This is a genomic window from Anaerotruncus sp. AF02-27 (assembly GCF_003465835.1).
Classification (GTDB): Bacteria; Bacillota; Clostridia; order Oscillospirales; family Ruminococcaceae; genus Anaerotruncus; species Anaerotruncus rubiinfantis.
This window is the reverse complement of sequence record NZ_QSBX01000017.1, coordinates 1-24,533: the sequence shown is the minus strand read 5'-3', so window position 1 is coordinate 24,533 and position 24,533 is coordinate 1. Positions and strand designations below refer to the sequence as shown.

The following is a 24,533-nucleotide window of genomic DNA, read 5'->3' as shown; positions in this document are numbered from 1 at the left end:
ATGGATAAATATTGCAGAGCAATTGAACTCGATAAGATTTTAAACCGGCTCGCGCAGCACTGCGGCTGCGCGGACAGCAAAGACGCCGCGCTGGCAATCGCGCCGGCGTACGAGCTGCGGGACGCGAAACGCCTTTTACAGCTCACGGTCGATGCAAATACCTTGACCAACCGGTACGGCACACCGTCGATCGGCTCGGTTGAAAACTGCGGCGCGGCGTTAAAGCGCGCGCAGGTCGGCGCGCGGCTTTCGCCGCGCGAACTGCTGGATGTGGCAAGGGTGCTGCGCGCGATCGAAACGATTGAACGCTGGCACGACCAGCTCGAAGGCGAGCCGACCAGTCTGGAAGGGCTCCTTTCGTCGGTGATCGCGCTGCCGACCCTTTATCGCGGCATCACGACTGCGATCCTGTCGGAGGAGGAGATCTCCGACCGCGCGAGCCCGGAACTGGCGGATATCCGCCGCAAAATCCGGCAGGCCGGCGCGAAAGCCCGCGAGGTGCTCGATAAAATGGTGCGCTCGGCCACCTATCAAAAGTATTTGCAGGAGAATATCATCACCCAGCGCGACGGGCGTTTTGTCGTACCGGTCAAGATCGAATACCGGGGCGAGGTCAAGGGGCTTGTGCACGACACCTCCGGCTCCGGTTCGACCGTGTTCATCGAACCGATGGCGGTGGTTGAGGCGAATAACGAGATCCGTATCCTGCAAAATAAGGAACAGCTTGAGATTGACCGGATCCTTTCGGAGCTGTCCGCGCAGGTTGGCGGCTGCGCCGACAGCATCGCGGGAAGTTATGAGGCGATTGTGGAGCTGGATCTCTATTTTGCCAAAAGCCGCCTTGCGGATGAGATGCGCGCGACCATCCCCGTATTCAACGAAAACGGGGTCGTGAATCTCAAAAAGGCGCGGCATCCGCTGCTCGACCAGAAGAAGGTCGTTCCGATCGATCTGCGGCTCGGCGACGGATTCGATACGCTGGTTGTTACCGGCCCAAACACCGGCGGCAAAACGGTTGCGATCAAGACGCTCGGTTTGCTCGCAATGATGGCCCAGTGCGGGCTGATGCTGCCCGTCTCGGACGGGAGTACCCTGCCGGTCTATGAGAAGCTGCTGGTCGATATCGGTGACGAACAGAGCATTGAGCAGAGCCTTTCCACCTTTTCGGCGCACATGACCAACATCATCCGCATCCTTGCCGAAGCGAATGAGAATTCCCTTGTGCTGCTCGATGAGCTCGGCGCGGGCACCGATCCGGTCGAAGGCGCGGCGCTTGCCGTTGCGATCATTGAACAGTTGCGGGAGCAGGGCGCGCGGATCGTCGCGACCACCCACTATGCCGAAATCAAGATGTACGCGCTCAACACCGATGGCGTCGAGAACGCCTGCTGTGAATTTGACGTGGCCACCCTGCGGCCGACCTACCGGTTGCTGATTGGCGTACCGGGGCGTTCGAACGCTTTCGCGATCAGCGAACGGCTTGGACTGCCCGAAGCGGTGATCGAGAACGCAAAATCCCATGTCTCGAACGAGAACGCACGGTTTGAGGATGTGGTCAGCCAGCTGGAAGGCACCCGGCAGGAGCTCGAACGCGAGCGTAAGCTCGCTGAGAGTCAGCGGGTCGCGGCGCAGCGCACGAGCGAGGAGGCTGACAGGCTCCGGAAAAACGCGGAAAATGAACGGGAACGAGAGCTCGAGCGGGCGCGGGTGCAGGCGCGGGGCATTGTCGAGCAGGTGAACGCCCAGGCGGAAAAGCTGCTCGATGAGCTGGAAGAACTGCGCAAGCAGAAGGACAGCGAGGACTTTAAGGAGCGGATCGCCCAGACAAAGATATCCTTCAAGGCGGATATGCGCAAACTCCAGGATCTGGCCGACCCGGTCACCCGCAAGAACCCGGAAAACTATGTGCCGCAGCGGCCGCTTAAACGCGGCGATACGGTGCGGCTTATTTCGCTTAACAAAGAAGGCATCCTGCTTTCCGCCCCGGACGGGCAGGGCTTTGTCAACGTGCAGGCGGGCATTATCAAGACCAAGGTGCACCAGAGCGAGGTGCGCCTCGTTGACAACAAGGATAAGCGGGTCACTTTGAATAATTCCAGCGTGAACACCCGCGGCGTGACCTCCAAGGCGAAGCGGGAGGTCAAAACGGAGGTTGACCTGCGCGGCATGACCGTTGGAGAGGCTTTGATGGAGCTTGACCGGTATCTCGACGGCGCGGTGCTTTCGGGCGTGACAACCGTCACAATTATCCACGGGAAAGGCACCGGAGCCCTGCGTGCGGCCGTACAGGAGCACCTCAAAAAACACAGGAGCGTCAAGCGGTTCCGTATGGGCGTCTATGGGGAAGGCGAATCAGGCGTGACGGTGGCGGAACTCAAATAGGTTCGCTTTACAGCCTATGGAATTTGTGTTATGATATATTTGGTAACGTATAATTTTACAAATTTAAGATAGATGGAGAGATGTATATTGGAAAAGAAGATTACAAAACCAGGCACGCTCCAGTTTAAGGGCCGTCCGCTGGTGCGCTGTGACAAGACGATCTATTATGGGGACATGGGCGACAAATATGTCGCAATGCTCCAGATCCTCGGTGAAGAAAAGGTCGGGGAGGAGCTGCTCCCCAGCAAGGTTTCTGTGCAGATCTGGTCGACTGACGACGAACTGCGCCCGCGTGACCGCGTGATCAAAAAAACCGAGAAGAGCAACCTCTACGACGCGCTCAACATCGCTTCGATCTGGCTGGAACGCCAGCTCGACCAGAAATAAAAAGAAGAAATGCCGGGAAGCCTTGTGCTTCCCGGCATTTTTTATCGTCCGATTCCTCAGTCAGCCGCCCCTTCTGCAATCTGCGGACGGTCGGTCAGTCCGAGCAGATAGTCCTGTGTCACAAGAAAGTACGCGGAGAATTTTTCAAGTTCTTCGGTGGATACGGTCGCTTTGCCATTGGTGAGGTCCTCGATGTGCTTTTCACTGACATTCAGAGCCATTGCGAGCGCACGCGGGGTGAGCTCCTCCTTTTGCGTCAACAGCAGCAGCCGTTCGCCAAAGGTTTTTCTGCTAAACATGGTAAAAGTTCCTCCTCAGATCTTTGCCTGATACAATCTCAACCGCCAGAGAGCAAGCCCGGCGATTTATTAAGAACAGTATAGCACAAGATACGATCGATCGTTTATGATAAAACACATTTTTGTAGGGATGCACAATCCCTGCCAAATGTTCTGGTATTTTTGCTACTTTGCCGTCAGATGACAAACCCGCCATTGGGGCTGATGACCTGTCCGGTGAGGAAACCAGCCGCGTCCGAGCAGAGATAACAGATCAGCGAAGCCACATCGGCAGGCGTGCCGACTTTCCCGAGCGGCGTTTCCTCGCGCAGCGCCTCCAGCGCGGCTGCGTCGAGCTGTGCGTTCATTTCCGTGGCGATGAGGCCGGGCGCCACGCAGTTGACCGTGATCCCGGAGGGGCCTACCTCCTTGGCCAATGCCTTGGTGAAGCCGATGACCGCTGATTTTGCCGCAGAATAGTGCACTTCGCAGGAGGCGCCCGCGATCCCCCACATTGAGGAGAGGTTCACGATCCGGCCTTCGTGGCGTCGGATCATCTGCGGCAGGACGCACTGGCAGGTGTGAAACATCCCGGTCACGTTTACCGCGAACATCCGCTCCCACTCGCTGGCGGTGAGGTCGGTGAAGAGCTTCTGCTGGGCGATGCCGGCGTTGTTGACCAGCAGATCGATGTGCCCGAAATCCACGGTGGCTTTTTGCACCATCGCCTCGACTGCGGCCCGGTCGCTCACATCGGCCTGATAGACAGCCGCGTCGCAGCCGAGCGCCGCGAGTTCCGAAAGCAGGGATTTTGCCGCATCCTTTCGGGCATGATAATTGGCGGCCACCCGGTAACCTGCCCGCGCGAACTGCAAAGCGGTTTCGCGCCCGATGCCTCGGGAAGCCCCGGTGATGAGCACCGTTTTCGCCATCTTACAAAACACCTCACAAACAAAAGCTCCCGCCATTTGACGGGAGCCGGGATTCAATCGTTCAGGTAGCTTTTCACCAATAGTTGCAACAGCTCGTCGCGGTCGATTTTACGGATAAGCGCGCGTGCGTTGTTGTGCGTGGTGATATAGGTGGGGTCCTCCGAAAGGATGTAACCCACGATCTGGTTGATGGGATTGTATCCTTTTTGGCGCAGCGCGTCGTAAACCGCGGTGAGGATTTCCTTGAGCTGCTTTTCCTTATCCTCATGGATCGAAAAGGATATCGTTGGCTCGTGCATTACATCACCCCTTTCTGTTCGATTTGATATTTCCATTTTACAACAAAATTCGCCGCATGGCAATATGGACATGTAAATTTCACTGAGTTATTGTATGATGAAACTGTTAAGAATATGCGAAACGCTGCCGCGCGGCGATTGACAGGCATTTCCGGGGATGGTATAGTTTGGTCAAACGGTGCGAAGCCGGTACACGGAGGGATTACACTTGGAAGGAAAAACGCTTGCGCAGAAGGCCGCGGATGAGCTGGTGCGGCTCATCCGGGAACAAGGCAGCGCGCCAGGCGACAAACTGCCGAACGAATACGAACTATCGGCGCTGTTGGGTGTCGGGCGCAATACGGTACGCGAAGCGGTGCGGATGCTCGCCTCGCGCAACATCGTGGACATCCGGCAGGGCGCCGGAACCTTTGTTTCAGAGAAGATGGGGATCGCGGACGACCCGTTGGGCTTCACGCTGATTGAGGACCGGCGCAGGCTGGTGGCGGATCTTTTGCAGGTGCGCTGCATCATCGAGCCGCAGCTCGCGGCGCTCGCTGCCCAGAACGCCACCGCGCAGGATATCGGCGAGCTCGAGCGGCGATGCGGCGAAACCGAGGAGCTTATCGCGGCGAGAACGGATTTTTCCGACGCGGACCGCGCGTTCCATGTGCAGATTGCGCGGTGCAGCCACAATCTGGTCATGTCGAACCTTCTGCCGGTTATCAGCGCGGGTGTGACTTTTTTTGCCGCGCAGACCGAACGGGAGTTTGAACAGACAGTCGCCGCCCACCGCAAAATTTTCGAAGCGATTCGGGACCGGCGCGGCAGCGACGCGCAGCAGGCGATGCAGTTTCATCTGCTCTTCAACCAGAACCGCTTCCTCGATGCGAAATAGCCTTTTTTGCCCATTGGGAATTTTTCATTCCCAATGGGCAAAATCATAGGATGATTTCACTTTTCCTGTTTTGCCGCTCAATTTATAAAAAGCCTGTTATATAAGCGAAAAAGAAAAAATCCACTTGACATAAGGTACATGAAGTGTTATATATAACTTATAAATCATAGGATGATTTGGAGGCGGTCGGATGGAATCATTTGATGTGTTAATCATCGGTGCGGGCGTGATTGGCAGCGCTGTGGCGCGGGAGCTGACCCGCTGCAAGCTCAAAATCGGCGTGCTCGAAAAGAACAGGGATGTCTGCTTTGAAACGAGCGGACGCAATTCCGCCGTATTGCACGGCGGGTTTGCTTATGATACCGGGACGCTCAAGGCGCGGCTCTGCGTGGAGGGGAATCGGGAGTTCGACGCGGCGGCCAGGGAGCTCGACGTGCCGTATAAACGCACCGGGAAGGTATTGGTGGGCAATACGCCCGAGGACCGTGAACGGCTTTTGCAGACGATTGAAACGGGGCGCGTGAACGGTGCGTCCGGTCTTTCGATGATCGATAAAAAGCGGCTGCACGAACTGGTTCCGGCGGTTGTTGGCGAGTTTGCCATGCTTTCCGAGACAAGCGGTATCCTTGATCCGTTCCAATATGCGGTCGCGCTCGCGGAGAACGCCTGCATGAACGGCGCGAAATTCTTCTTCGATCACGAAGTAAATAGTCTTGCACGGGAAGAAAACGCCTGGACGGTGCAGACCAGCCGCGGCGTGCTGCGTGCCCGATGGGTGGTCAATGCGGCGGGGCTCGGCTGCGGGAAGGTGTCTGACATGCTCGGGATCAAAGGCTACCGCATCCTCGGTTCGCGCGGCACCTACATCGTGCTTGACAAGCGCACCGGTCCGCTCTTGCCGATGCCGGTCTATCCGGTGCCAAGCAACACCTATATGGGGATTCACGTTACGCCTACAGTCGACGGGAACGTCATTGTCGGGCCGGACGCCGAATACATTGACGATTTTTCCTATTATGGCGTGCCACAAAAGAATATCGATTATCTCGCCAAGAGTGCGTCCGATCTCTGGCCCTGTATCCGAAAGCCCGATTATATCCGTACATACGCGGGCATCCTGCCCAAATGGGTGACAGAAGACGGCGTGATCCACGACTTCACCATTGAAGTGCGCGACGACCTTGCGCCGAATGCCGTGAATCTTGTCGGGATCGAGTCGCCGGGCCTCACCGCCGCGCTGCCGATCGCCCGTCACGCGATCGGGCTGATCGCCGCGCGTGAACGGCTGGAACCAAATCCGGCCTTCAACCCGCGCCGCAAGGGGATCGTCCGGTTCGCGGAAAAGTCCCCGGAAGAACAGGCTGCGCTGGTCGCGGAGAACCCGGATTACGGAGAGATCATCTGCCGCTGCGAAAAGATCACCCGGGCGGAGATTTTACAGGCGGTGCACAACCCGCTCGGCACGGACACGATGGCAGGCGTCAAATACCGCACCCGGTCGATGATGGGCCGCTGTCAGGGCGGCTACTGTCAGATGCGCATCGCGCAGATTCTGGAGGAGGAGCTGGGCAAACGCCCCGAAGAGGTGCTCTATGCGCGCACCGGTTCCGAAATCTTCACGGGGAAGGTGAGGGAAGCATGATGCAAAAGAAGGACGTCATCATCATCGGCGCGGGTCCGGCGGGGCTTGCCGCGGCCGTTGCGCTCCATAAAAAAGGGGTGCGGGACATCCTGCTGCTCGAACGGGAGAAAACGCCGGGCGGCATCCTGCGTCAGTGTATCCATGACGGCTTTGGGCTGACCCGATTTAAAACCTCCCTGTCCGGCCCGGAATATGCGCAGCACTTTACTGATGAGGCCGAAACGCTCGAAATTCGCTGCATCACCGGCGCGACGGTGCTTTCGGTCACGCGGGACAAGGTGGTGACCGCCGTTTCACGGGAAGGGCTGCAAAGCTGGCAGGCGAAAGCAGTGGTTCTGGCGATGGGATGCCGGGAGCGCACCCGCGGCGCGCTGGCGATCCCGGGAGAACGCCCGGCGGGCGTGTTCACCGCGGGCGTTGCGCAGAGTTATATCAATCTTTATAACCGGATGATCGGCAGGCGGGCCGTCATCTTGGGATCGGGCGACATCGGCATGATCATGGCGCGCCGCCTCACACTGGAGGGCGTGCAGGTGGCGGGGGTTTTTGAAATCCAGCCGTATGCGAGCGGCCTGCCGCGCAATGTCGAGCAATGTCTCAATGATTACGGCATTCCGTTGTATTTAAGCCGTACGGTTACCGATGTCCACGGCCGGGCGCGGCTGACCGGCGTAACCGTTTCGCAGGTGGACGAGAACCTGCGGCCAATCCCCGGCACGGAACAGGATTATGAATGCGATACCCTGATCCTTTCGGTGGGACTCATCCCGGAGAATGAGCTTTCGCTCGATGCGGGTATTGCGCTGGATCCGCGCACCCGGGGAGCAGTGGTCGATGAGCATCTGATGACCGGCGTGGATGGCATTTTCGCGGCGGGGAACGTCCTGCATGTGCACGACCTCGTGGATTTTGTTTCGCTCGAGGCGGAATCGCTGGCCGATTCGGTGGCCGGGTATCTCACGCACGGCGGCCTTCCGGCCTGTCCGCTCGCGGTGAAGGCCGATGAAAACATCGGCTATACAGTGCCGCAGAAGATCAGTGGAAAATCGGATTTCACCTTGTCGCTGCGGGTAAAAAAGCCGATGCGCGACTGTGAGATCCAACTCATCCAGACGGGCAGGACGGTGAAAACCGTCCGGATGCGCAATGCGCTCCCGGCCGAGATGATCCGTATCCCGGTGGAAAAGGAACAGCTCTCGGAGGATGGGGAACTGGAGGTGTGTATCGTATGCTGATGGAATATACCTGTATCATCTGTCCAAACGGGTGTGGTCTTGAAGCGGAGATCGTGGACGGAAAAATTCGTTCCATCAAAGGCGCGCGCTGTGAGCGTGGCCGGATGTATATCGAACAGGAACTGTCCGACCCGCAACGCAACATCGCCACATCGGTGCTGGTGGAAGGCGGGACGCTGCCGCTTTGCAGCGTGCGGCTGTCCGGCCCAATCCCCAAGGGGAAGATTTTTGACGTGATGGCGGAAATTCGCGCGGCCCGTCTTACCGCACCAGTCAAGGCTGGAACGGTCGTGCTTGGAAATGTTCTGGGCCTTGGCCGCGACGTGATTGCCACCAAAAATATACCGGCTGGATAAAAAATCCCCGGAGCGGCATTTTTGCCGTTCCGGGGATTTTCTGTGATTTCGGGGTCAGCGCCCGTCCTCCTCGGCGCAGGGAAGAAAATACTGCGGACAGTCCTCCAAAATCCGCTGCTCGTCGGCCTTATAGCGTGCCACGTGGTTTTGGATCTCCCGCACGGCGACCTGGGCGTTGCGGCTTTTGAAGGCTTCGAGGATCAGCTCGTGTTCCGCAACCGCATGAGGAGCGCTCAGGCTTTGCAGGCAAAGACAGCGCATGATGTTGTACTGCCCGAGCAGGCGGGACATCGCCTCATAGATGCGCCCGGAGCGGGCGATCCGGAAGATGGCGGCATGGAAAGCGTTATCCAGCTCGATCAGCTGCTCATAGTTTTCCTGCTCCAGATAGAATTTCTGCATGTAGAGGTTGTTTTCCAGCTCCTGCAGGTCTTTCTGCGTGGCAAGCCCGCACGCGGTTTCGGTCATGGCCGATTCGAGGATATACCGCGCGCGTTTGGCCTCATCGATCAGGCTGGTATCGATGAGCGAGACGCGGCTGCCGCGCTGTGGGAGTACGTCCACCAGGCGCAGCCGCGACAGATAGGAGAGCGCCTCCCGCACAGGGGTCCGGCTCACGCCAAGAATCTGCGAAAGGGCCGATTCATTGATCGGCTGCCCGGGTTTCAGGATCAGGTGCAGGATATTGTGATGCAGAACCCGGAAAGCGTAATCCCCCGCCGGTTCCCGGGGGCGGCGTTCGAGAAGCGTCAGCATAATTATGAGGGCCCTCCCAGATTGGTTTTAATGATTTATTATAAACCGGCGGGAATCCGCCTGTCAACCGGCGGGGGGAAGGGCGCGAGTTTTTTCAAAATGTGTCTAAATTGTAAATAGCGGTGGAAGCATTGGAAAAATGGCCGGATATCCGTGTGGGACTGTGGAATACGAGGCAAAAACATCGAAAAAATAGACAGGATATCTCCGCAAAAAATTGACAGAATTTACAAAAATCTATAAAATCGATGATACATATTGCGAAAACTTCTCATTCATGCTAGCATGCTAGTTGAAGGATTCTTTAGAAGCAATGGGGGAACAGGGATGAATCTGACAGTCTACCCATCCCTGCCGTCCGAACCGGCGGGGGAATATGTCTACCGTGTGCTGCGCAAGAACATCCTGGCCGGGAACCTCCTGCCGGGCGAATGCCTTGGCCCAACAGAGATCGGCAAACTGCTGCAGGTCAGCCGCACGCCGCTGCAAAGCGCGTCAGTGCGTTTGATGACCGAAGGCTTGCTCAAAATTTATCCGCAGCGCGGGTCGTATGTGTCGCGGATCGATATGAAACGGGTTTATGAGGCAACCTGCATGCGCAACCTGCTCGAACAGGCGGCGATGCGCGTCCTCTGTACCGAGGGCATCGGCCGGGAAGGCCTGATGCAGCTGCAGGCGAACCTGATCCAGCAGAACTTCAGTTTTGAGCAAAAGCAGACCTGCGACGTCTTCGAACTGGATAACGCTTTCCATGAGCTGCTGTTTTCGCTTGCCGGCATGTCTCTCGCAAACGAAGCGCTGCAGAGTATTTCGGCCGACCAGTACCGGGTGCGGCTTTTGAAACTGCAGGCGCGGTTTCGCTGGGAACAGACGGTCGCCGAACATACCGGGATCATCGCCGCGATCCAGGCAAGAGACGTGGAAGCCGGGCTTCTGCGCAGCAATGAACATCTTTCCCGGATTTCCTGGGATCTGGAAACGATCCATGAGCAGCATCCGGATTATTTTGAAAACTGGGAGAGCTTCCCGCCGCGCGCCTTTTGCAAACGCCGGGAAAGCTTCTACACAATCTATCGCAACAGCGATGATAACGCCGCGCTGGAAGACTGAACTTTCGGGATATAAAAACGTCGAAAATGAGCCGCAGACAACTGAGAAGGTCATACCGGCCTTCGGCTGGAGCTCTACAAATATAAAAAACAGAGGTGCTTGCAAAATGAAAATGACATTCAGATGGTATGGAGAAGGCAACGACAGTGTAACCCTCAAGCAAATCAAACAGATCCCGGGCTGCACCGGCCTGATGGGCGTGCTTGACCAGTATGCCGCGGGCGAGGTCTGGCCGCTTGACGTGATCCGGGACTATGTCAAACACGTCAATGACGCCGGCCTCGAGGTCGAGGTCATCGAGAGCGTCAACGTCCATGAGGACATCAAGCTCGGCCTGCCGACCCGCGACAAGTATATCGCCAACTACATCGAGACCATCGAAAACCTGGCCAAATGCGGGATCAAGGTGATCGTCTACAACTTTATGCCGGTGCTCGACTGGCTGCGCACCGATCTGGCGCGTGAAATTCCGGAGGATGGCTCGAACTCGCTCTATTTCGATGAGCAGGAACTGCTCGGCATGACCCCGCTCGAAATTGTCGAGAACACTGCGAAGAATTCGAACGGATTCACCCTGCCGGGCTGGGAGCCCGCGCGTCTGAAGGAACTGGAGCATGTGCTTGAGCTCTATAAATCGGTTGATGAGGACAAACTGCGCGAAAACTACAAATACTTCCTTGAGAAGATCATCCCGACCTGCGAGAAGGTCGGCATCAAGATGGCCTGCCATCCGGACGATCCCGCGTGGCCGATTTTCGGCCTGCCGCGCATCGCGCATTCGCAGGACGACTATGACAAGATCGTGGCCCTGGTCGACAGCCCCTGCAACACCGTCTGCCTGTGCACCGGTTCGCTCGGCTCGAACCCCGAAAATGATATCCCCGCGATCATCCGCCATTTCGGTGAGAAAAACCGCATCGGCTGCATGCATGTGCGCAACGTCAAATATCTCGGCTATCACAAATTCCGTGAGGCGTCGCACCTTTCGAGCGACGGTTCGCTTGACATGTACGCCATCATGAAGGCGATCTATGACACCTGCCCGGATACCTATGTCCGCCCTGACCACGGTCGCATGATCTGGGATGAAAAAGCGCGTCCGGGTTACGGCCTCTATGACCGCGCGCTGGGCATCACCTACCTGAATGGAATCTGGGAAGCGCTTGAGAAACAAGGCAAATAAGAAAGAAGGCAATCATTGTGAAAGCAGTTAAAATTCCGGAGCCTTGGAAGGTGGAGCTGGTTGAGCTCCCGAAACCGGAACCCAAACAGGGTGAGGCACTTTTAAAGGTGCATATGGCGGGTATCTGCGGCTCGGATATCGGGGCGTTCCGCGGCGCCAACAGCCTGGTGAGTTATCCGCGTGTGATCGGCCATGAAATCGCGGGGGAGATCCTTTCGATCCCGCAGGACAACAAAAAGGGCCTCAAACCGGGAGACAAGGTGATCGTGGATCCATATCTCTACTGCGGGGAGTGCTATCCCTGTTCTATCGGGCGCACCAACTGCTGTACCAGCCTGCGTGTACTGGGCGTGCATATCGAGGGCGGCATGGCGGAGTATTTCACCCACCCGGCGGATATGCTTGTGAAGGTTCCGGATGACATGGAGTGGGAGCTGATCCCGCTGGCTGAACCGCTGACCATCGCGCTGCATGGCTTGCACCGCGCGCAGTTGAAAGCCGGCGAGCATATCGCCATCTCCGGCGCGGGACCGATCGGGCTGCTGGCCGCGATGGGCGCGCTCCATTACGGCGCGGAGCCGATCCTGATTGACCTGGTCGAGGAGCGCCTGCAGATGGCGCGGGAATTGGGGGTGCGCTGCACTGTCAACCTGGCCAAGGAGAATCTGGAAGAGAAGATCAAGGAATACACGAATGGTCGTATGGCGCAGGTAGCGATGGAAGCGTCCGGCGCAAAGCCCGCGATCCTCAATGCCTTCAATATTGTGGCAAACGCGGGCCGCGTCATCCTGACCGGCTGGCCGAAGGACGCCACCGAGATCGACACCGGCCTTTTCACCCGCAAAGAGCTTGATGTCCGCGGTGCGCGCACCAGCGCGGGCGAATTCGAGGAGGCAGTGGAGCTGATCTATACAGGCAAGGTGGACGCGCGCGGGATCCTCACCAAGGTGATTTCGCTCGAGGAAGCTCCTGAAACGATCATCGACATCGAAAAAAATCCCGGCGATTATCTGAAAGTCAACGTCCGGATGAACTGATCCGGGAAACGGGCAGGGCGGACGGCCGCAGAGATGCGGCTGTCCGCCCTGTTTTTGCGCGCAAAAAAGGGCCGTTCCCAAACTTTTGGTTTGGGGACGGCCCTCCCGTTTTCCGGTGATCAGCTTCGGATTTCCGCGCCCAGGTTTTTCAGGGCCTTGAGCACCCGTTTGATGGCCGCGTCGGCTTCCTCGTCGGTGAGGGTGCGGTCGGCAGCGCGCAGGGTCAGGCTGTAGGCGACGCTCTTTTTGCCTTTGGCAACCTGTTCACCTCGATAGACGTCGAACAGGCCCACATGCTCGAGGATATTGCCGACCGCCGAACGGATGGCCTTTTCGAGCGAGGCGACCGGAGTCTCGTCATCGCAGATGAGCGCGAGATCGCGGGTGGAAGCAGGGAACTTTGGCAGCGGGCTGTAACCTTCCTCCGGAGCGACATGCCCGAATAGGAGCATTTCGTCGAGGCAGGCGATGTAGGCGCGCGTGCCGATCTGATAGTTCTCACAGACCGCCGGATGCACTTCCCCGACCATACCGAGCAGTGTGCCGTCAAGCGTGACCTTCGCGCAGCGTCCGGGATGGTAAGACGGATGGTCCTTGCAGGCTTCATATTCCACGCCTTTTATACCCAGCGCCTTGAACATCGTTTCGAGGATACCCTTGAGCGAGAAGAAGTCATGTTCCTCGCCGTACATGCCGATGGTGACGAACGGGCGTTCCTCTGGAAGATCCTGGCCATCTTTCGGGAGGTAGACGTTACCGATTTCGTAGAGCGCGGCAGACTTGTTGCGGTTGTTGTAGTTGCGGGAGAGCACCTCAAGCATCGACGGCACCACGGTGGTGCGCATGACGCTGGTGTCTTCGCCAAGTGGATTCTGGATCACCACGCAGTTGCGGTATTCGCTCTGCGCGGGCAGGCGGATCTTGTCGTAATATTTGGGGCTGATGAACGAATAGGTGGAGACTTCATAGAGTCCCTGCGCCTGTAGAATCCGGTTGATTGCGCGCTCAAATTTCTGTTCCGGGGTATATTTTCCGTTTGCCACGCCACGGATCGCGGTGGACGGGATCTTGTCATAGCCGTAAAAACGCGCGACCTCCTCGGAGATATCCGCTTTGTGTTCGAGATCGAGCCGGAAAGAGGGCGGGATCACACAGCCATCCTCGAATCTGCATCCGAGCCGCGTCAAAATACGGCGCATCTCTTCCTCCGCGACTTCGATGCCGATGAAGCGGTTGATCCACGCGGGATCGAACGGGATGCGGCGCGGTTCGTGATCCGAGTTGTCCACGTCGATCATGCCGCCGATCACCTCGCCTGCGCCGAGCAGCTCGCAGAGCTCGCAGGCGCGTTCGACTGCCGGAATGCAGGTAGCCGGGTCGAGCTGTTTTTCAAAGCGGCTGGAGGCTTCGGTGCGCATACCGAGCTTTTTGGCGGTGGTGCGAACCGACGCGCCATTGAAGCATGCCGACTCGAAAACGATCATATTGGTGTCGTCCATGATGCCGCTCATTTCGCCGCCCATGACGCCCGCGACTGCGGAAGGTTTCTTCGCGTCGGCAATGGCGAGCATGTCGGAGGTGAGGGTGCGTTCCACCCCATCCAGGGTCATGATCTGTTCGCCGTCTTTTGCGCGCCGCACGATGATCTCGCCGCCCTCGACATACTTGTGGTCGAAGGCGTGCATCGGCTGGCCGTATTCGAGCATGACGTAGTTGGTGATATCGACGATATTGTTGATCGGGCGTACGCCGCAGGCACGCAGACGCTCGCGCAGCCAGCGCGGGGACGGTTCGATTTTGATGTTCTTGACCATCCGGGCGACATAGCGCGGGCAGAGGTCGGGCGCTTCCACCTTGACCGAAAGATAGCGGCTGATATCGTCGGTCGTGTGTTTCACGACCGGAGCAGGAAGGTTGAGCGGCTTATCGAAGGTGATGGCCGCCTCGCGCGCAAGACCGGCGACTGACATGCAGTCGGGACGGTTGGAGGTGATCTCGAACTCGACGCAGGTGTCATTGAGCCCGATCGCGCTCTGGATGTCCTGTCCAGGTTTCATATCCGGCTCCTCGAGAATGAAGATGCCGTCCTCAATCGCATATGGAAAATCGTGAGCAGTGAGCCCGAGCTCGGAAAGTGAGCAGAGCATGCCATTGCTTTCCACGCCGCGCAGTTTGCCCTTTTTGATGTGTTTGCCGCCGGGCAGGTCCGAGTCATGCAGCGCGGTGGGGACATAGTCCCCCTGTTTGACGTTCTGGGCACCGGTGACGATCTGAACAGGTTCTCCAGCGCCGACGTCCACCTGGCAGATGAACATGTGATCGGAATCCGGATGCCGGACGATTTCAGTCACCTTGCCGACCACCACGTTGCGGATTTCGCTGCCCTCGGTTTCCCAGCCTTCCACCTTGGAGCCGGACATGGTCATCGCTTCCGCGAAAGCACGCGGCGCGGCGTCCCGGACATCCACATAATCATAAAGCCATCTCATTGACAGATTCATATTGTTAAGCCTCCGTAAATTTCAAAATGGTTCTTGCCCGCGGATTTAAAACTGGCTCAGAAACCGGACGTCGTTTTCATAGAAGAGCCGCAGGTCGTCGATGTTGTAACGGCGCATGACGATCCGCTCGAGTCCCATGCCGAACGCGAAGCCGCTGTACTCCTCCGGATCGATCCCACAGTTTGAAAGCACCTTCGGATGTACCATGCCGCAGCCGAGGATCTCGATCCAGCCTTCACCCTTACAGAGCCGGCAGCCTTCGCCGTGACAGGCGAAGCACTGGAAGTCCATCTCGGCAGAAGGTTCGGTGAACGGGAAGTGGTGCGGACGGAAACGCACGACCGATTCCTCGCCGTACAGCCGCTTGACAAACATCTCAAGGGTCCCTTTGAGGTCGGCCATGGTGATCCCCTTGTCGACAACCAGCCCTTCAATCTGATGGAACAGCGGGGAATGGGTTGCATCGACGGCGTCCGAGCGATAGACACGTCCGGGGGAGATGATGCGGATGGGGGGCTTTTGCTTTTCCATGGTGCGCACCTGCACCGGGGAAGTCTGGGAACGCAAAAGGACGTTGTCCGAGATGTAGAAGGTGTCCTGCGTGTCCCGCGCGGGGTGGTCCTTCGGGATGTTGAGCGCTTCAAAGTTATAATAGTCGAGCTCGACCTCGGGGCCCTCCGCGATCGAGAAGCCCATGCCGAGGAAGATTTCCTTGATCTCGTCGAGCACCTTGGAAAGCGGGTGCGCTTTGCCCAGCGGCGCGGCCTTTCCAGGCATGGTCACGTCGAGCTTTTCCGCCTCGAGCTTTTTCTCAAGCATCGCGGCCTTCAGAGCCGCGGCTTTCTCATCGATCAGCGCTTCGATCGAAGTGCGCACTTCGTTTGCAAACGCGCCGACCTTCGGGCGCTCCTCGGCGGAGAGGGATCCCATCTGCTTTAAGATCGCGGTGAGCTCGCCTTTTTTCCCCAGATACCTGACGCGCAGTTCATCGAGCGCCTTGGGGTCGGAAACATCGGCCAAAGCCTTTGCTGCCTGCTCTTTGATGTTTTGCAGAGCGTTTAACATAGCTGTATCATCCTTTACATCGTTTTAAAAAATAAAAAAAGCCGTCCGTCCGCAAAGGGACGAACAGCATTCAAGCCAATCCGTGGTACCACCCAAATTTCCGCCTTGTATCGCAAAACGGACACTTCTGCGCAGGATAACGGCTGCGGGCCGTCGCCGCCTACTGTTGTTTCAGCAGCACCGCTCACGGGTGAACTTCACAAAATGGAGCATTCCGGTTTGCTTTCAGCCGGTGACAAACCTCTCTGGAGCAGCTCCGGGTTTTGTTACTCTCCCGGTCGTCGCGTTATAACTAGATTTTACTATAACATGTTCCCCATTCAAATGCAAGGGGTATTTTTGCATGTTCCGGCACGCGGCGGTTTTCTTCCCGCACTGCGGGCGAAAAAGACTAGAGACTCTTGGAAATGCTCTTCAGGTATTCCCGGAACCCGTCCCCAATTTCAGGATGGGCAAGCCCCACTTCGACGATGGCCTGCAGGATGCCGAGCTTGTTGCCTATGTCGTAGCGGACGCCCTCGTATTCGACGCCCATCATGTCGCCGCGTTTTGCAAAAGCGCGCATCGCGTCGGTGAGCTGGATTTCGCCGTTGCGGGAAGGGGGGGTCTGTTCGATCAGTTCGAAGATGTCCGGGGTCAGCACGCAGCGGCCGAGGATGGCAAAATTAGAAAGAATCTCAGACGGGAGCGGCTTTTCGATCATGTCGAACACCTGGTAGACGCGGTCCTGAACCTGCTTGACGTCAAGCGTGCAATAGCTCGGAAGCAGTTCGGCCGCCACCGGCTTGATGCCGACGACGCTTTTGCCGTACTGCTCGTTGACGGCCATCAGCTGGCCGATCGCGGGCTTTTCCGAAATGATGACGTCGTCGCCGTAAAGGACGGCAAACGGTTCGCTGCCGACAAAGGATTTCGCACACCAGACCGCGTGGCCGAGCCCGCGGGTTTCCTTTTGGCGGACATATTGGATGTTCGCCAGATGCGCGAGCGAGACCACCGTATCGTAAAGATCCTGTTTGCCGGAAGAAAGCAGTTTTTCCTCAAGTTCCGGCGCATGATCAAAGTGATCCTCAATGAGACTCTTGCCGCGGTTGGTGATGATCAGGATGTCCTCGATGCCGGAAGCGACCGCTTCCTCGACGATATACTGAATCGCGGGCTTGTCCACAATGGGGAGCATCTCCTTCGGGACAGCTTTGGATGCGGGAAGCACCCGGGTGCCGAGCCCAGCGGCGGGGATAACTGCTTTGCGTACCTTCACGAATAACCCTCCGTAATTTTCAAATCTTCCTTTTTAAACGGCGACAATGCCCGCGATGAGGAAGCAGACCATAAAATAGCATGCAATGACGCTGCCAAGCACCGCGATGACAGCCGCCCGGCTGGTGCGCCCGCGGTATGCCAGTTCGTCGACATAGGCGCGGTCATCCGCAACCTGCCCGTTCTGATCGAGAAACCGGGCGCGGATATTTTTCACGCTGCGCAGGACGAACCCCATATAGAAGCGATTGGCAAACGCTGCAAAAGCAATCGAGATGCCGAAGGTGAAATAGCGCATATACGGGAGAACCGCCCAGGCCCACAGGTTGGTCTGCGGGATGAATTCCGCAGGCATGATACCCATGCTGATATCTTCTATATTGGCTAAAATAAAAGCGGTATATTCCGGCATGACGAAGAAAGTGGGAATCTGGGTCAGTACGACGAGGCCCAGAAGCAGGCCGCCGAAGAAATACATCTTGCGGTAGAAGAAATAGAGGAAATTGAAGATGAGTGCGCAGAAATTGAAGCTGACCGGCGAACCTTCCGCCATTTTTTTAAAACGCGGAAGAAAGTACTGGGAATTTTCCCCGATAAACAGCGCCGCATCCCGCGCGGTAACGCCGTCGATTTCCTCTTCCGGGGAAAGTCCGCCAAACGCCAGGGTATAAGCGTTCTGGAAGGGCGTCTGCGCGCTGCCGAACCCATTCGCCCCATAGGGCGGCGGGGCCTGCCGGGGCTGCACGGCGGGGCCTTTGAGCGGCGCGCCGCAAATCTGGCAGAAAAGACCGGTCGTTGGGTTGTGCGCCCCGCAGGCGGGGCAGGCCGTGCTGTCTCCGGAAGCGGCCCCGTCTTTTGAGCCTTGGACGGACCGGTCCTCCTGCCGGCCGCCTTCCGGTTGCCAGGTATGTCCTTTGATATGCAGTTCGTCCAGGGCGCAGTGGCCAAGCTGCCGATAGCATTCGCGGTGATGGGGGGCGCCGCAGATTGGGCACACCACGATATCGTCATCATCCGTGAAGCGTTTCTTGCACACCGGGCAATGAACACCTGTATAGTTTGCCAAAAGATCAACTCCTGAGATAGAATTCCAATCGAATGCCGATACTTCTAAAATCTCATAATACAGAAAGATACTGGAAATTTCAAGGGCGTAATTATGAACATTTCGTATTGGGGCCCGGGAAAGCCTGCGGGAACAAGATTTTCTTTACATTTTACGGGGAAAATACTATAATATTTGCGTATATGAATTTTGCTAGATTTTAACAAGGAATGGTGCAACGGAATGTTACAATTTGAAGAACTGCGGCTGCGGCTGGAGGGGCATAAGGACGAGCTTGCCGACCTGGCGCAGGCGATCGGTTACGAAGGGCTCAGGCGCAAGCTGGCCGAGCTGGAGGAAAAGACCACTGTCCCTGGCTTCTGGAACGACGTGGAAAAATCCCAGCAGAACCAGCTCGAGACCGCCAAGGTCCGCGCCAAGCTGGAGGGCTGCGACGGGCTCGGCCGCCTTTACGACGACACGCTGACCCTCATCGAGCTGGCTAATGAGGAGGAGGACGAGTCGGTCTATCCGGAAGCGCTGGCGGATGTGGAAAAATTTGAACAGGAGCTGGAGACCCAGAAGCTTTCGACACTGCTGACCGGCGAATACGATGCGAACAACGCAATCCTCACCTTCCATGCGGGCGCGGGCGGCACCGAGGCGCAGGACTGGGCCCAGATGCTTTACCGGATGTATACCCGATGGTCCGAGCGCCATGGCTATAAATATCGAATTCTTGATTATCTCGACGGGGATGAGGCTGGCATCAAGAGCGCGTCGATCCTGATCGAAGGCACCAACGCTTACGGTTTCCTGCGTTCCGAATCGGGCGTGCACCGGCTGGTGCGCGTCTCGCCATTCGATGCGTCCGGCCGGCGGCACACCTCGTTCGCGTCGCTCGAGGTCATCCCCGAGCTGCCGGATGACAAGACGGTGGAAATTGACCCTGAGGATATCAAGATGGAAGTGTTCCGTTCGTCCGGCGCGGGCGGCCAGCACATCAATAAAACCTCCTCGGCGGTGCGCCTCATCCATATCCCGACCGGCATCGTGGTCTCCTGCCAGAATGAGCGCAGCCAGTTCCAGAACCGCGAGATGTGTATGAAGATGCTGACCGCGAAGCTGGTGGAAATCAAGGAGCGCGAGCACCTCGAAAACATCAACGAGATCAAGGGCGAGCAGATGCAGATTGCGTGGGGCTCGCAGATCCGTTCTTATGTGTTCATGCCTTACACCCTGGCCAAAGACCACCGCACCGGTTTTGAGATGGGCAACATCAATGCGGTGATGGACGGCGACCTCGATGGATTTATCAACGCCTACCTCAAGGCGGCGAGCCTCGGCACGCTCGGCAGCGGCGGCGCGGACGACTGATTGGATGACGAAATTGGGGGAAAGCGGTATGTGGGCGGTCTATGCGGTTGGCTCGGCGGTGTTTGCTGCGCTGACCTCGATCCTGGCAAAGATCGGCATTGAAAATGTAAACTCAAACCTGGCCACCGCCATCCGGACAGTGGTGGTGCTGGTGCTCGCGTGGGGGATGGTGTTCCTGACCGGAAGCCAGAGCGGCATCAAGGATATTTCCCAGAAAAGTATGCTGTTCCTGGTGCTTTCCGGGCTTGCGACCGGGCTTTCCTGGCTCTGCTACTACAGAGCGCTGCAGATTGGGCAAGCGAGCAAGGTGGTCCCGATTGACAAATGCAGCGTGATCATCACGCTGGTGATGGCCTTTCTCATCCTGCATGAGCCGTTCACCGTGAAGGCGCTGATCGGATCGTTCCTGATCCTGGCGGGCACCCTGTTTATGGTACTGTAATAAAAATTGCACAAAGGCTCTCCGGCCTTTTCTGGCCGGAGAGCCTTTGTATATTTTCCGGCGGTTTCGGTCAACCTGAAACTGGGTGATAAAATATGGGAAAAAGAGCAATTTCAATCTATGTGGCGCTCGTCTTGATGTTCACGGGGCTGCTTTGCCGGATGTATATGCTTTCCGCGCAAGGGGATCTGCTCGCTTCGGCGGCGCATAGCCAGAGCACCTATCTTCTGGACGTAGACCGGACCCGCGGACTTATTTACGACTGTAATTTAAAGCCTTTGGTGGCCCAGAAGAAACGGACGGTGGCCGCGGTGCTGCCGTCGCCGGAGGCAAACGCCGCGCTCACAGTCGCAATCCGCGAGGAAGGCGAACAGTTCGATTTCGACCCGCAGGCGCAGAAGCCGTACACTGTACCTCTGGAGGAGGCTTCGGTCTATGCGAAAAATGTGGATATGTTCGACGTGGTACAGCGGTATTCGGACGGGCAGCTCGCTCCGCACATCATCGGTTACCTGAATCCTGAAAAGACCGATGGCGCTGCGGGGATCGAGATGGCTTACAACGATCTGCTGCGGCAGTATGACGGCAGCCTGCAGCTGCGGTATACGCTCGATGCGGTCGGCCGTACGATGTCGACCATGGCGCCTGAGGTGGTGAAAAACAACTACGAGAGCGATGGCGGCGTGGTGCTGACCCTAGACGCGGACATCCAGTGGGCGGCGCAGTATGCGATGCGGGAGGTGGAAAAAGGAGCGGCGGTTGTGATGGATGTGGAAAACGGGAACATCCTGGCTTCTGTTTCGATGCCCGCTTATGATCCAAACGATCTGGCGGCCAGCCTCAAGGACCCGGACAGCCCGTTCGTCAACCGTGCGTTTTCGCAGTACAGCGTCGGCTCTACCTTCAAGCTTGTGACCGCTGCGGCAGCGCTTGAATCTGGGATCGGACGTTTTGCGCCTTATAACTGCGAAGGATATATCGATGTGGACGGACATATCTTTTACTGCCACTGGCGCAACGGCCACGGCGAGATCGACATGAAAAAAGCGGTCGAGGTTTCCTGCAACCCGTTTTTTATCAATCTGGGGCTTGAAACAGGCGGAAAGCGGATCGTTTCAATGGCCCGTGACATCGGATTTACCCGCGCCGCGCAGTTCACCGACGACATCAAAACCCAGAGCGGCACCCTTCCGGACGAAGCGGAACTCGAGAACCCTGCAGCGGTTGCAAACCTTTCGTTTGGACAAGGAAGCCTGACCGCGACGCCGGTGCAGATCGCGCAGATGATCTGCACCGTGGCAAACGGCGGCTACGCGGTCACGCCGCGGCTGGTGGAGGGGTTTACCGACAACGGCCGCACCATCTATGAGCATGCGACTGCCTATGCGCCGAACAGGGTTTTTTCAAAGCGCACCTCGGACATCCTGCGGGAATTTCTCGTGGGAAATGTGGAGAACGGCAGCGGCAGGCCGGCCAAGCCGAATTACAGCACGGCGGGCGGAAAGACCGCTTCGGCGCAGACCGGCATCTACCGCACCCCGGGCGATGAGGACAGCGAGATCGTACACGCCTGGTTCGCGGGATATTTCCCTGCGGAATCGCCAAAATATGCGATTGCCGTGCTGGTGGAGGGCGGCGAATCCGGACAGGACGTGGCGGGTCCTATCTTTAAGCGGATCGCGGATGGGATTTACCTTTCAAAATCCTGACGGCGGCTTGTCTTTGCAGCTAAAATATGGTATGATATATTGGATAGAATGACTGCCTGAGGAGGGCGAGCCGATGCGAAATTACCTCGTTGTCACCGATTCCAATGCGGATCTGGTTCCCGGATATGCGGCCGCGAACGACGTCATTGAGATGGAGCTGACCTATACCCTGGATGACAAAACTTATTACTGCAACGATCCGGCGCTTTCCCGTCCGGAGTTTTATGCCCGGATGCGGGCCGGCAAGATGCCGATCACCGCACAGATCAATCTGGAGAGCGCGAAAGCGATCATGGGGCCCGCGCTCGAAGCTGGAAACGACCTGCTTTGCGTGATGTTTTCGTCGGCGCTTTCCGGCACTTACAACAGTGTGCGGCTGGCGGCGGAGGAGCTCGCGCAGGAGCATCCTGAGGCGAAGATCATCGTCCTGGATAGCTTGGCTGCTTCGGCAGGGCAGGGGATGCTGGTGGCGCGCGCGGTCGGCTACAAGGCACAGGGATTGACAATCGACGAAGCGGCGCGGCGCCTGCGCGCGGATATTCCACATCTGGCGCACCTGTTCACGGTGGACGACCTGAACCACCTGCACCGCGGCGGCCGCGTCTCGGCCGCGACAGCGCTTTTCGGCACGATGCTCGGCATCAAGCCAGTGCTGCACGTCGACGACGAAGGGCGTCTCGTCCCAACCGGCAAGGTGCGCGGCCGGCGCGCTTCGCTGCTTGCGCTGGTGGACGGGATGGAACAGCAGATCGACCGGGAACGCTGCGACTGCTTCGCCCTGAGCCATGGAGACTGCATTGATGACGCGCAGTTTGTGGCGGACGAGGTCTGCAAACGCTTTGGCCTGAAAAACTACACGATCAGCTATGTCGGCCCGACGGTCGGCGCGCATTCCGGTCCTGGGACTGTGGCGCTCTTTTTCTATGCAAAATATAAATAGGCGATCCACATTGATAAAGTGGATGGCAGCGCTGTTTACGGCGCTGATGCTGCTCGCGGGATGCGATGCGCCGGGAAAGGACGAGGGCCGCTACCATGCGGTCTATGCGGTCGCCGCGACCTTTCCGGAACGCGAACGGGACGAAATCGTGATCCGCAACGGCTGGTCCGCACAGTATTGTGAGAATCCGGACGGCGTGTGGCTTCTGATGGCGGACGGCGAAGAGCCGTTTCTATTCACCGGGCCGTGCTGGCTGGTGCGCGGGCCACAGGCAAAGGATTACCCGGCCTACTGTGTGACAACCGGCTGGACGGTAGCGGGAATTCTTGCGGAAGAATGAAATCCGTAGTTGAAATCGTAGCTTTCCTGTGCTATAATATTCTGGCTATGTAAAATCAGCATGATCCATGTGTGCCCAGACATGCGGGTATGCGGGTCCTGTGCGACAGAGCGCCGTGAACCATGTCAGGCGGGGAACCGAGCAGCATTAAGCGGTTTGTGATGTGCGCCGCAGGTAATCTGCATGTCCGCATTTGTGGGCACACATTTTTGTGTCAAAAAACCGGAATGGAGGTGGGAGGAATGTATCAGGCCCTTTACCGCAAATGGCGGCCGAAGGACTTTGAGGATGTGGTTGGACAGGATCATATCACCGTAACCCTCAAAAATGAGGTGGCTTCGGGAAAATTCTCCCACGCCTATCTGTTCACCGGTTCGCGCGGCACCGGCAAAACCACCTGTTCGAAGATCATTGCCAAGGCGGTCAACTGCCTGCATCCGGTCGATGGAAACCCCTGCAACGAATGCGAGATCTGCCGCGGCATTGATGAGGGTTCGATCCTCGACGTGGTTGAAATCGACGCGGCCAGCAACAACGGCGTTGACAACATCCGCCAGCTGCGCGAAGAGGCGTATTTCATGCCTTCGGTGGCAAAATACCGAGTGTACATCCTCGACGAGTGCCACATGCTTTCGGCCGGCGCGGTCAACGCCCTGCTGAAAATTTTGGAGGAACCGCCGGAGCATGTCATCTTCATCCTGGCGACCACCGAAATCCACAAGGTGCTTCCGACCATCCTGTCCCGCTGCCAGCGGTTTGACTTTAAACGTATCAAATCCCGCACGATTGCCGACCGGCTTTTGTATGTGGCCGGGGAGGAGGGCTTTTCGCTCACGGACGACGCGGCGCTCCTGATCGCCCGCCTTTCGGACGGCGGCATGCGCGATGCGCTTTCGCTGCTCGACCTGTGCACCTCTTATACCGGTGAGATCAACGTGCGGACGGTGACTGAAGCGGCCGGGCTTGCCGGGCAGGGGCATCTGTTCGATCTCGCTGCCGCCGCGATTGCGAAGGATCCCACCGCCGCCTTGCGCACCGTCGAGGCGCTCAGCGAAAATTCGGTGGACTTCGCGCGGCTCACAGAGCAGCTTGTGGGGCATTTTCGCAACTTGATGCTTGTGAAAACGGTGAAGGAGCCGGAGGAGCTTGTGCAGGCGACGCCGGAGGATCTCGAACGCCTGCGTACGCAGGCGAAAGGGATCACCCTGCCGCAGGTGCTCATGGCGATCGACCTTCTGCAGGAGACGATGGGGAAAATTTCCCGTACCGCCTTTAAACGCACCGAATTTGAGATGGCGCTTATCCGCCTTTGCGATCAACAGCTTGGAGGCGGCCTGGAGGGCGTACTCGACCGGCTGGAGAAGCTCGAACGCGCGGTGC

The 24,533-nt window shown here is 57.6% G+C and carries 23 protein-coding genes, 1 other RNA gene and 1 other annotated feature; of the genes, 16 read left to right on the top strand and 8 right to left on the bottom strand.

Annotated elements, in window-relative coordinates; genetic code table 11:
- Together DWV16_RS12740 and DWV16_RS12735 are read left to right on the top strand one after the other, a co-directional pair.
- On the top strand, positions 1-2,382 hold the full coding sequence (locus DWV16_RS12740) for an endonuclease MutS2 (protein ID WP_118479578.1): 2,382 nt from the start codon (positions 1-3) through the stop codon (positions 2,380-2,382).
- 87 nt (positions 2,383-2,469) lie between these two features.
- The gene (locus DWV16_RS12735) at positions 2,470-2,769 is read left to right on the top strand and encodes a hypothetical protein (protein ID WP_242863566.1); all 300 of its coding nucleotides are present in this window, start codon (positions 2,470-2,472) and stop codon (positions 2,767-2,769) included.
- 56 nt (positions 2,770-2,825) lie between these two features.
- Here the strand turns inward: DWV16_RS12735 and DWV16_RS12730 are convergent, their stop codons facing one another.
- The 3 genes from DWV16_RS12730 to DWV16_RS12720 form a co-directional block, all read right to left on the bottom strand.
- Positions 2,826-3,068: a helix-turn-helix transcriptional regulator gene (locus DWV16_RS12730; protein ID WP_066454828.1), complete on the bottom strand. Its 243-nt coding sequence runs from the start codon at positions 3,066-3,068 to the stop codon at positions 2,826-2,828.
- 176 nt (positions 3,069-3,244) lie between these two features.
- Positions 3,245-3,979: an elongation factor P 5-aminopentanone reductase gene (ymfI, locus tag DWV16_RS12725; protein WP_066454837.1), complete on the bottom strand. Its 735-nt coding sequence runs from the start codon at positions 3,977-3,979 to the stop codon at positions 3,245-3,247.
- Between the two features lie 53 nt (positions 3,980-4,032).
- Complete coding sequence (locus DWV16_RS12720) at positions 4,033-4,278, bottom strand: IreB family regulatory phosphoprotein (RefSeq protein WP_066454840.1); 246 nt, start codon at positions 4,276-4,278, stop codon at positions 4,033-4,035.
- A 208-nt stretch (positions 4,279-4,486) separates the two neighbouring features.
- Here DWV16_RS12720 and DWV16_RS12715 point away from each other — a divergent pair, with 208 nt between their 5' ends.
- From DWV16_RS12715 to DWV16_RS12700, 4 genes are all read left to right on the top strand, one after another.
- Positions 4,487-5,155: a FadR/GntR family transcriptional regulator gene (locus DWV16_RS12715; protein ID WP_118479576.1), complete on the top strand. Its 669-nt coding sequence runs from the start codon at positions 4,487-4,489 to the stop codon at positions 5,153-5,155.
- 190 nt (positions 5,156-5,345) lie between these two features.
- Positions 5,346-6,797, top strand: a complete 1,452-nt coding sequence (locus tag DWV16_RS12710; protein ID WP_118479574.1) for an NAD(P)/FAD-dependent oxidoreductase — start codon at positions 5,346-5,348, stop codon at positions 6,795-6,797.
- Positions 6,794-8,032: an NAD(P)/FAD-dependent oxidoreductase gene (locus DWV16_RS12705; RefSeq protein ID WP_118479572.1), complete on the top strand. Its 1,239-nt coding sequence runs from the start codon at positions 6,794-6,796 to the stop codon at positions 8,030-8,032. The genes DWV16_RS12710 and DWV16_RS12705 overlap by 4 nt, the downstream gene beginning before the upstream one ends.
- Positions 8,026-8,388, top strand: a complete 363-nt coding sequence (locus tag DWV16_RS12700) for a DUF1667 domain-containing protein (RefSeq protein ID WP_066454850.1) — start codon at positions 8,026-8,028, stop codon at positions 8,386-8,388. The genes DWV16_RS12705 and DWV16_RS12700 overlap by 7 nt, the downstream gene beginning before the upstream one ends.
- Positions 8,389-8,442: 54 nt before the next feature.
- Here DWV16_RS12700 and DWV16_RS12695 read toward each other — a convergent pair whose 3' ends face one another.
- The gene (locus tag DWV16_RS12695) at positions 8,443-9,144 is read right to left on the bottom strand and encodes a GntR family transcriptional regulator (RefSeq protein WP_118479570.1); all 702 of its coding nucleotides are present in this window, start codon (positions 9,142-9,144) and stop codon (positions 8,443-8,445) included.
- 327 nt (positions 9,145-9,471) lie between these two features.
- Here DWV16_RS12695 and DWV16_RS12690 point away from each other — a divergent pair, with 327 nt between their 5' ends.
- The 3 genes from DWV16_RS12690 (at position 9,472) to DWV16_RS12680 (ending at position 12,474) form a co-directional block, all read left to right on the top strand.
- On the top strand, positions 9,472-10,254 hold the full coding sequence (locus DWV16_RS12690; RefSeq protein ID WP_066454852.1) for a GntR family transcriptional regulator: 783 nt from the start codon (positions 9,472-9,474) through the stop codon (positions 10,252-10,254).
- Between the two features lie 106 nt (positions 10,255-10,360).
- Positions 10,361-11,437: a mannonate dehydratase gene (uxuA, locus tag DWV16_RS12685; RefSeq protein WP_066454855.1), complete on the top strand. Its 1,077-nt coding sequence runs from the start codon at positions 10,361-10,363 to the stop codon at positions 11,435-11,437.
- A gap of 17 nt (positions 11,438-11,454) precedes the next feature.
- Positions 11,455-12,474 (top strand): zinc-binding alcohol dehydrogenase family protein, encoded by a 1,020-nt coding sequence (locus DWV16_RS12680; RefSeq protein ID WP_118479568.1) that lies wholly within the window; start codon positions 11,455-11,457, stop codon positions 12,472-12,474.
- Positions 12,475-12,593: 119 nt separating this feature from the next.
- On the opposite strand, the gene pheT is transcribed toward DWV16_RS12680, so the two are convergent.
- From pheT to DWV16_RS12660, 4 genes are all read right to left on the bottom strand, one after another.
- Positions 12,594-14,975 carry a phenylalanine--tRNA ligase subunit beta gene (gene pheT, locus DWV16_RS12675; protein WP_118479566.1) on the bottom strand — a complete coding sequence of 794 codons (2,382 nt, stop codon included), beginning with the start codon at positions 14,973-14,975 and terminating at the stop codon, positions 12,594-12,596.
- Positions 14,976-15,020: 45 nt separating this feature from the next.
- Positions 15,021-16,040, bottom strand: coding sequence for a phenylalanine--tRNA ligase subunit alpha (gene pheS / locus DWV16_RS12670; RefSeq protein WP_066454870.1), 1,020 nt, complete (start codon positions 16,038-16,040; stop codon positions 15,021-15,023).
- Positions 16,041-16,092: 52 nt separating this feature from the next.
- Positions 16,093-16,331 (bottom strand) — a binding site (T-box leader).
- Between the two features lie 100 nt (positions 16,332-16,431).
- A complete protein-coding gene (gene galU, locus DWV16_RS12665) occupies positions 16,432-17,301 on the bottom strand; it encodes a UTP--glucose-1-phosphate uridylyltransferase GalU (RefSeq protein ID WP_118479564.1) in 870 nt (289 codons plus the stop codon).
- Between the two features lie 33 nt (positions 17,302-17,334).
- Positions 17,335-18,366, bottom strand: coding sequence for an RING finger protein (locus tag DWV16_RS12660; RefSeq protein WP_118479562.1), 1,032 nt, complete (start codon positions 18,364-18,366; stop codon positions 17,335-17,337).
- Positions 18,367-18,588: 222 nt separating this feature from the next.
- On the opposite strand from DWV16_RS12660, the gene prfB reads away from it, so the two are divergent.
- From prfB to dnaX, 7 genes are all read left to right on the top strand, one after another.
- Entirely contained in the window at positions 18,589-19,722 is a 1,134-nt protein-coding gene (gene prfB / locus DWV16_RS12655; protein WP_066454876.1) for a peptide chain release factor 2, read from the top strand.
- A gap of 28 nt (positions 19,723-19,750) precedes the next feature.
- On the top strand, positions 19,751-20,164 hold the full coding sequence (locus tag DWV16_RS12650) for an EamA family transporter (RefSeq protein WP_066454879.1): 414 nt from the start codon (positions 19,751-19,753) through the stop codon (positions 20,162-20,164).
- Between the two features lie 95 nt (positions 20,165-20,259).
- Positions 20,260-21,873, top strand: a complete 1,614-nt coding sequence (locus DWV16_RS12645) for a penicillin-binding protein 2 (protein WP_066454887.1) — start codon at positions 20,260-20,262, stop codon at positions 21,871-21,873.
- A gap of 73 nt (positions 21,874-21,946) precedes the next feature.
- Positions 21,947-22,813, top strand: coding sequence for a DegV family protein (locus DWV16_RS12640; protein ID WP_066454890.1), 867 nt, complete (start codon positions 21,947-21,949; stop codon positions 22,811-22,813).
- A gap of 10 nt (positions 22,814-22,823) precedes the next feature.
- Positions 22,824-23,153: a hypothetical protein gene (locus DWV16_RS12635; protein ID WP_118479560.1), complete on the top strand. Its 330-nt coding sequence runs from the start codon at positions 22,824-22,826 to the stop codon at positions 23,151-23,153.
- Positions 23,154-23,242: 89 nt separating this feature from the next.
- Positions 23,243-23,341, top strand: an RNA gene (gene ffs, locus DWV16_RS12630) — signal recognition particle sRNA small type.
- Between the two features lie 54 nt (positions 23,342-23,395).
- Positions 23,396-24,533: DNA polymerase III subunit gamma/tau (gene dnaX, locus DWV16_RS12625; RefSeq protein ID WP_118479558.1), on the top strand; the 1,138-nt coding region annotated here is incomplete at its 3' end.

What these genes read in the sequence shown, in the direction of transcription:
- uxuA (WP_066454855.1), top strand. Translation starts at nt 10,361, where the DNA reads ATGAAAATGACATTCAGATGGTATGGAGAAGGCAACGACAGTGTAACC.
- pheT (WP_118479566.1), bottom strand. Translation starts at nt 14,975, where the DNA reads ATGAATCTGTCAATGAGATGGCTTTATGATTATGTGGATGTCCGGGAC.
- prfB (WP_066454876.1), top strand. Translation starts at nt 18,589, where the DNA reads ATGTTACAATTTGAAGAACTGCGGCTGCGGCTGGAGGGGCATAAGGAC.
- DWV16_RS12650 (WP_066454879.1), top strand. Translation starts at nt 19,751, where the DNA reads ATGTGGGCGGTCTATGCGGTTGGCTCGGCGGTGTTTGCTGCGCTGACC.
- pheS (WP_066454870.1), bottom strand. Translation starts at nt 16,040, where the DNA reads ATGTTAAACGCTCTGCAAAACATCAAAGAGCAGGCAGCAAAGGCTTTG.
- DWV16_RS12645 (WP_066454887.1), top strand. Translation starts at nt 20,260, where the DNA reads ATGGGAAAAAGAGCAATTTCAATCTATGTGGCGCTCGTCTTGATGTTC.
- DWV16_RS12705 (WP_118479572.1), top strand. Translation starts at nt 6,794, where the DNA reads ATGATGCAAAAGAAGGACGTCATCATCATCGGCGCGGGTCCGGCGGGG.
- DWV16_RS12720 (WP_066454840.1), bottom strand. Translation starts at nt 4,278, where the DNA reads ATGCACGAGCCAACGATATCCTTTTCGATCCATGAGGATAAGGAAAAG.
- DWV16_RS12740 (WP_118479578.1), top strand. Translation starts at nt 1, where the DNA reads ATGGATAAATATTGCAGAGCAATTGAACTCGATAAGATTTTAAACCGG.
- DWV16_RS12710 (WP_118479574.1), top strand. Translation starts at nt 5,346, where the DNA reads ATGGAATCATTTGATGTGTTAATCATCGGTGCGGGCGTGATTGGCAGC.
- DWV16_RS12730 (WP_066454828.1), bottom strand. Translation starts at nt 3,068, where the DNA reads ATGTTTAGCAGAAAAACCTTTGGCGAACGGCTGCTGCTGTTGACGCAA.
- DWV16_RS12690 (WP_066454852.1), top strand. Translation starts at nt 9,472, where the DNA reads ATGAATCTGACAGTCTACCCATCCCTGCCGTCCGAACCGGCGGGGGAA.
- DWV16_RS12700 (WP_066454850.1), top strand. Translation starts at nt 8,026, where the DNA reads ATGCTGATGGAATATACCTGTATCATCTGTCCAAACGGGTGTGGTCTT.
- ymfI (WP_066454837.1), bottom strand. Translation starts at nt 3,979, where the DNA reads ATGGCGAAAACGGTGCTCATCACCGGGGCTTCCCGAGGCATCGGGCGC.
- DWV16_RS12640 (WP_066454890.1), top strand. Translation starts at nt 21,947, where the DNA reads ATGCGAAATTACCTCGTTGTCACCGATTCCAATGCGGATCTGGTTCCC.
- DWV16_RS12695 (WP_118479570.1), bottom strand. Translation starts at nt 9,144, where the DNA reads ATGCTGACGCTTCTCGAACGCCGCCCCCGGGAACCGGCGGGGGATTAC.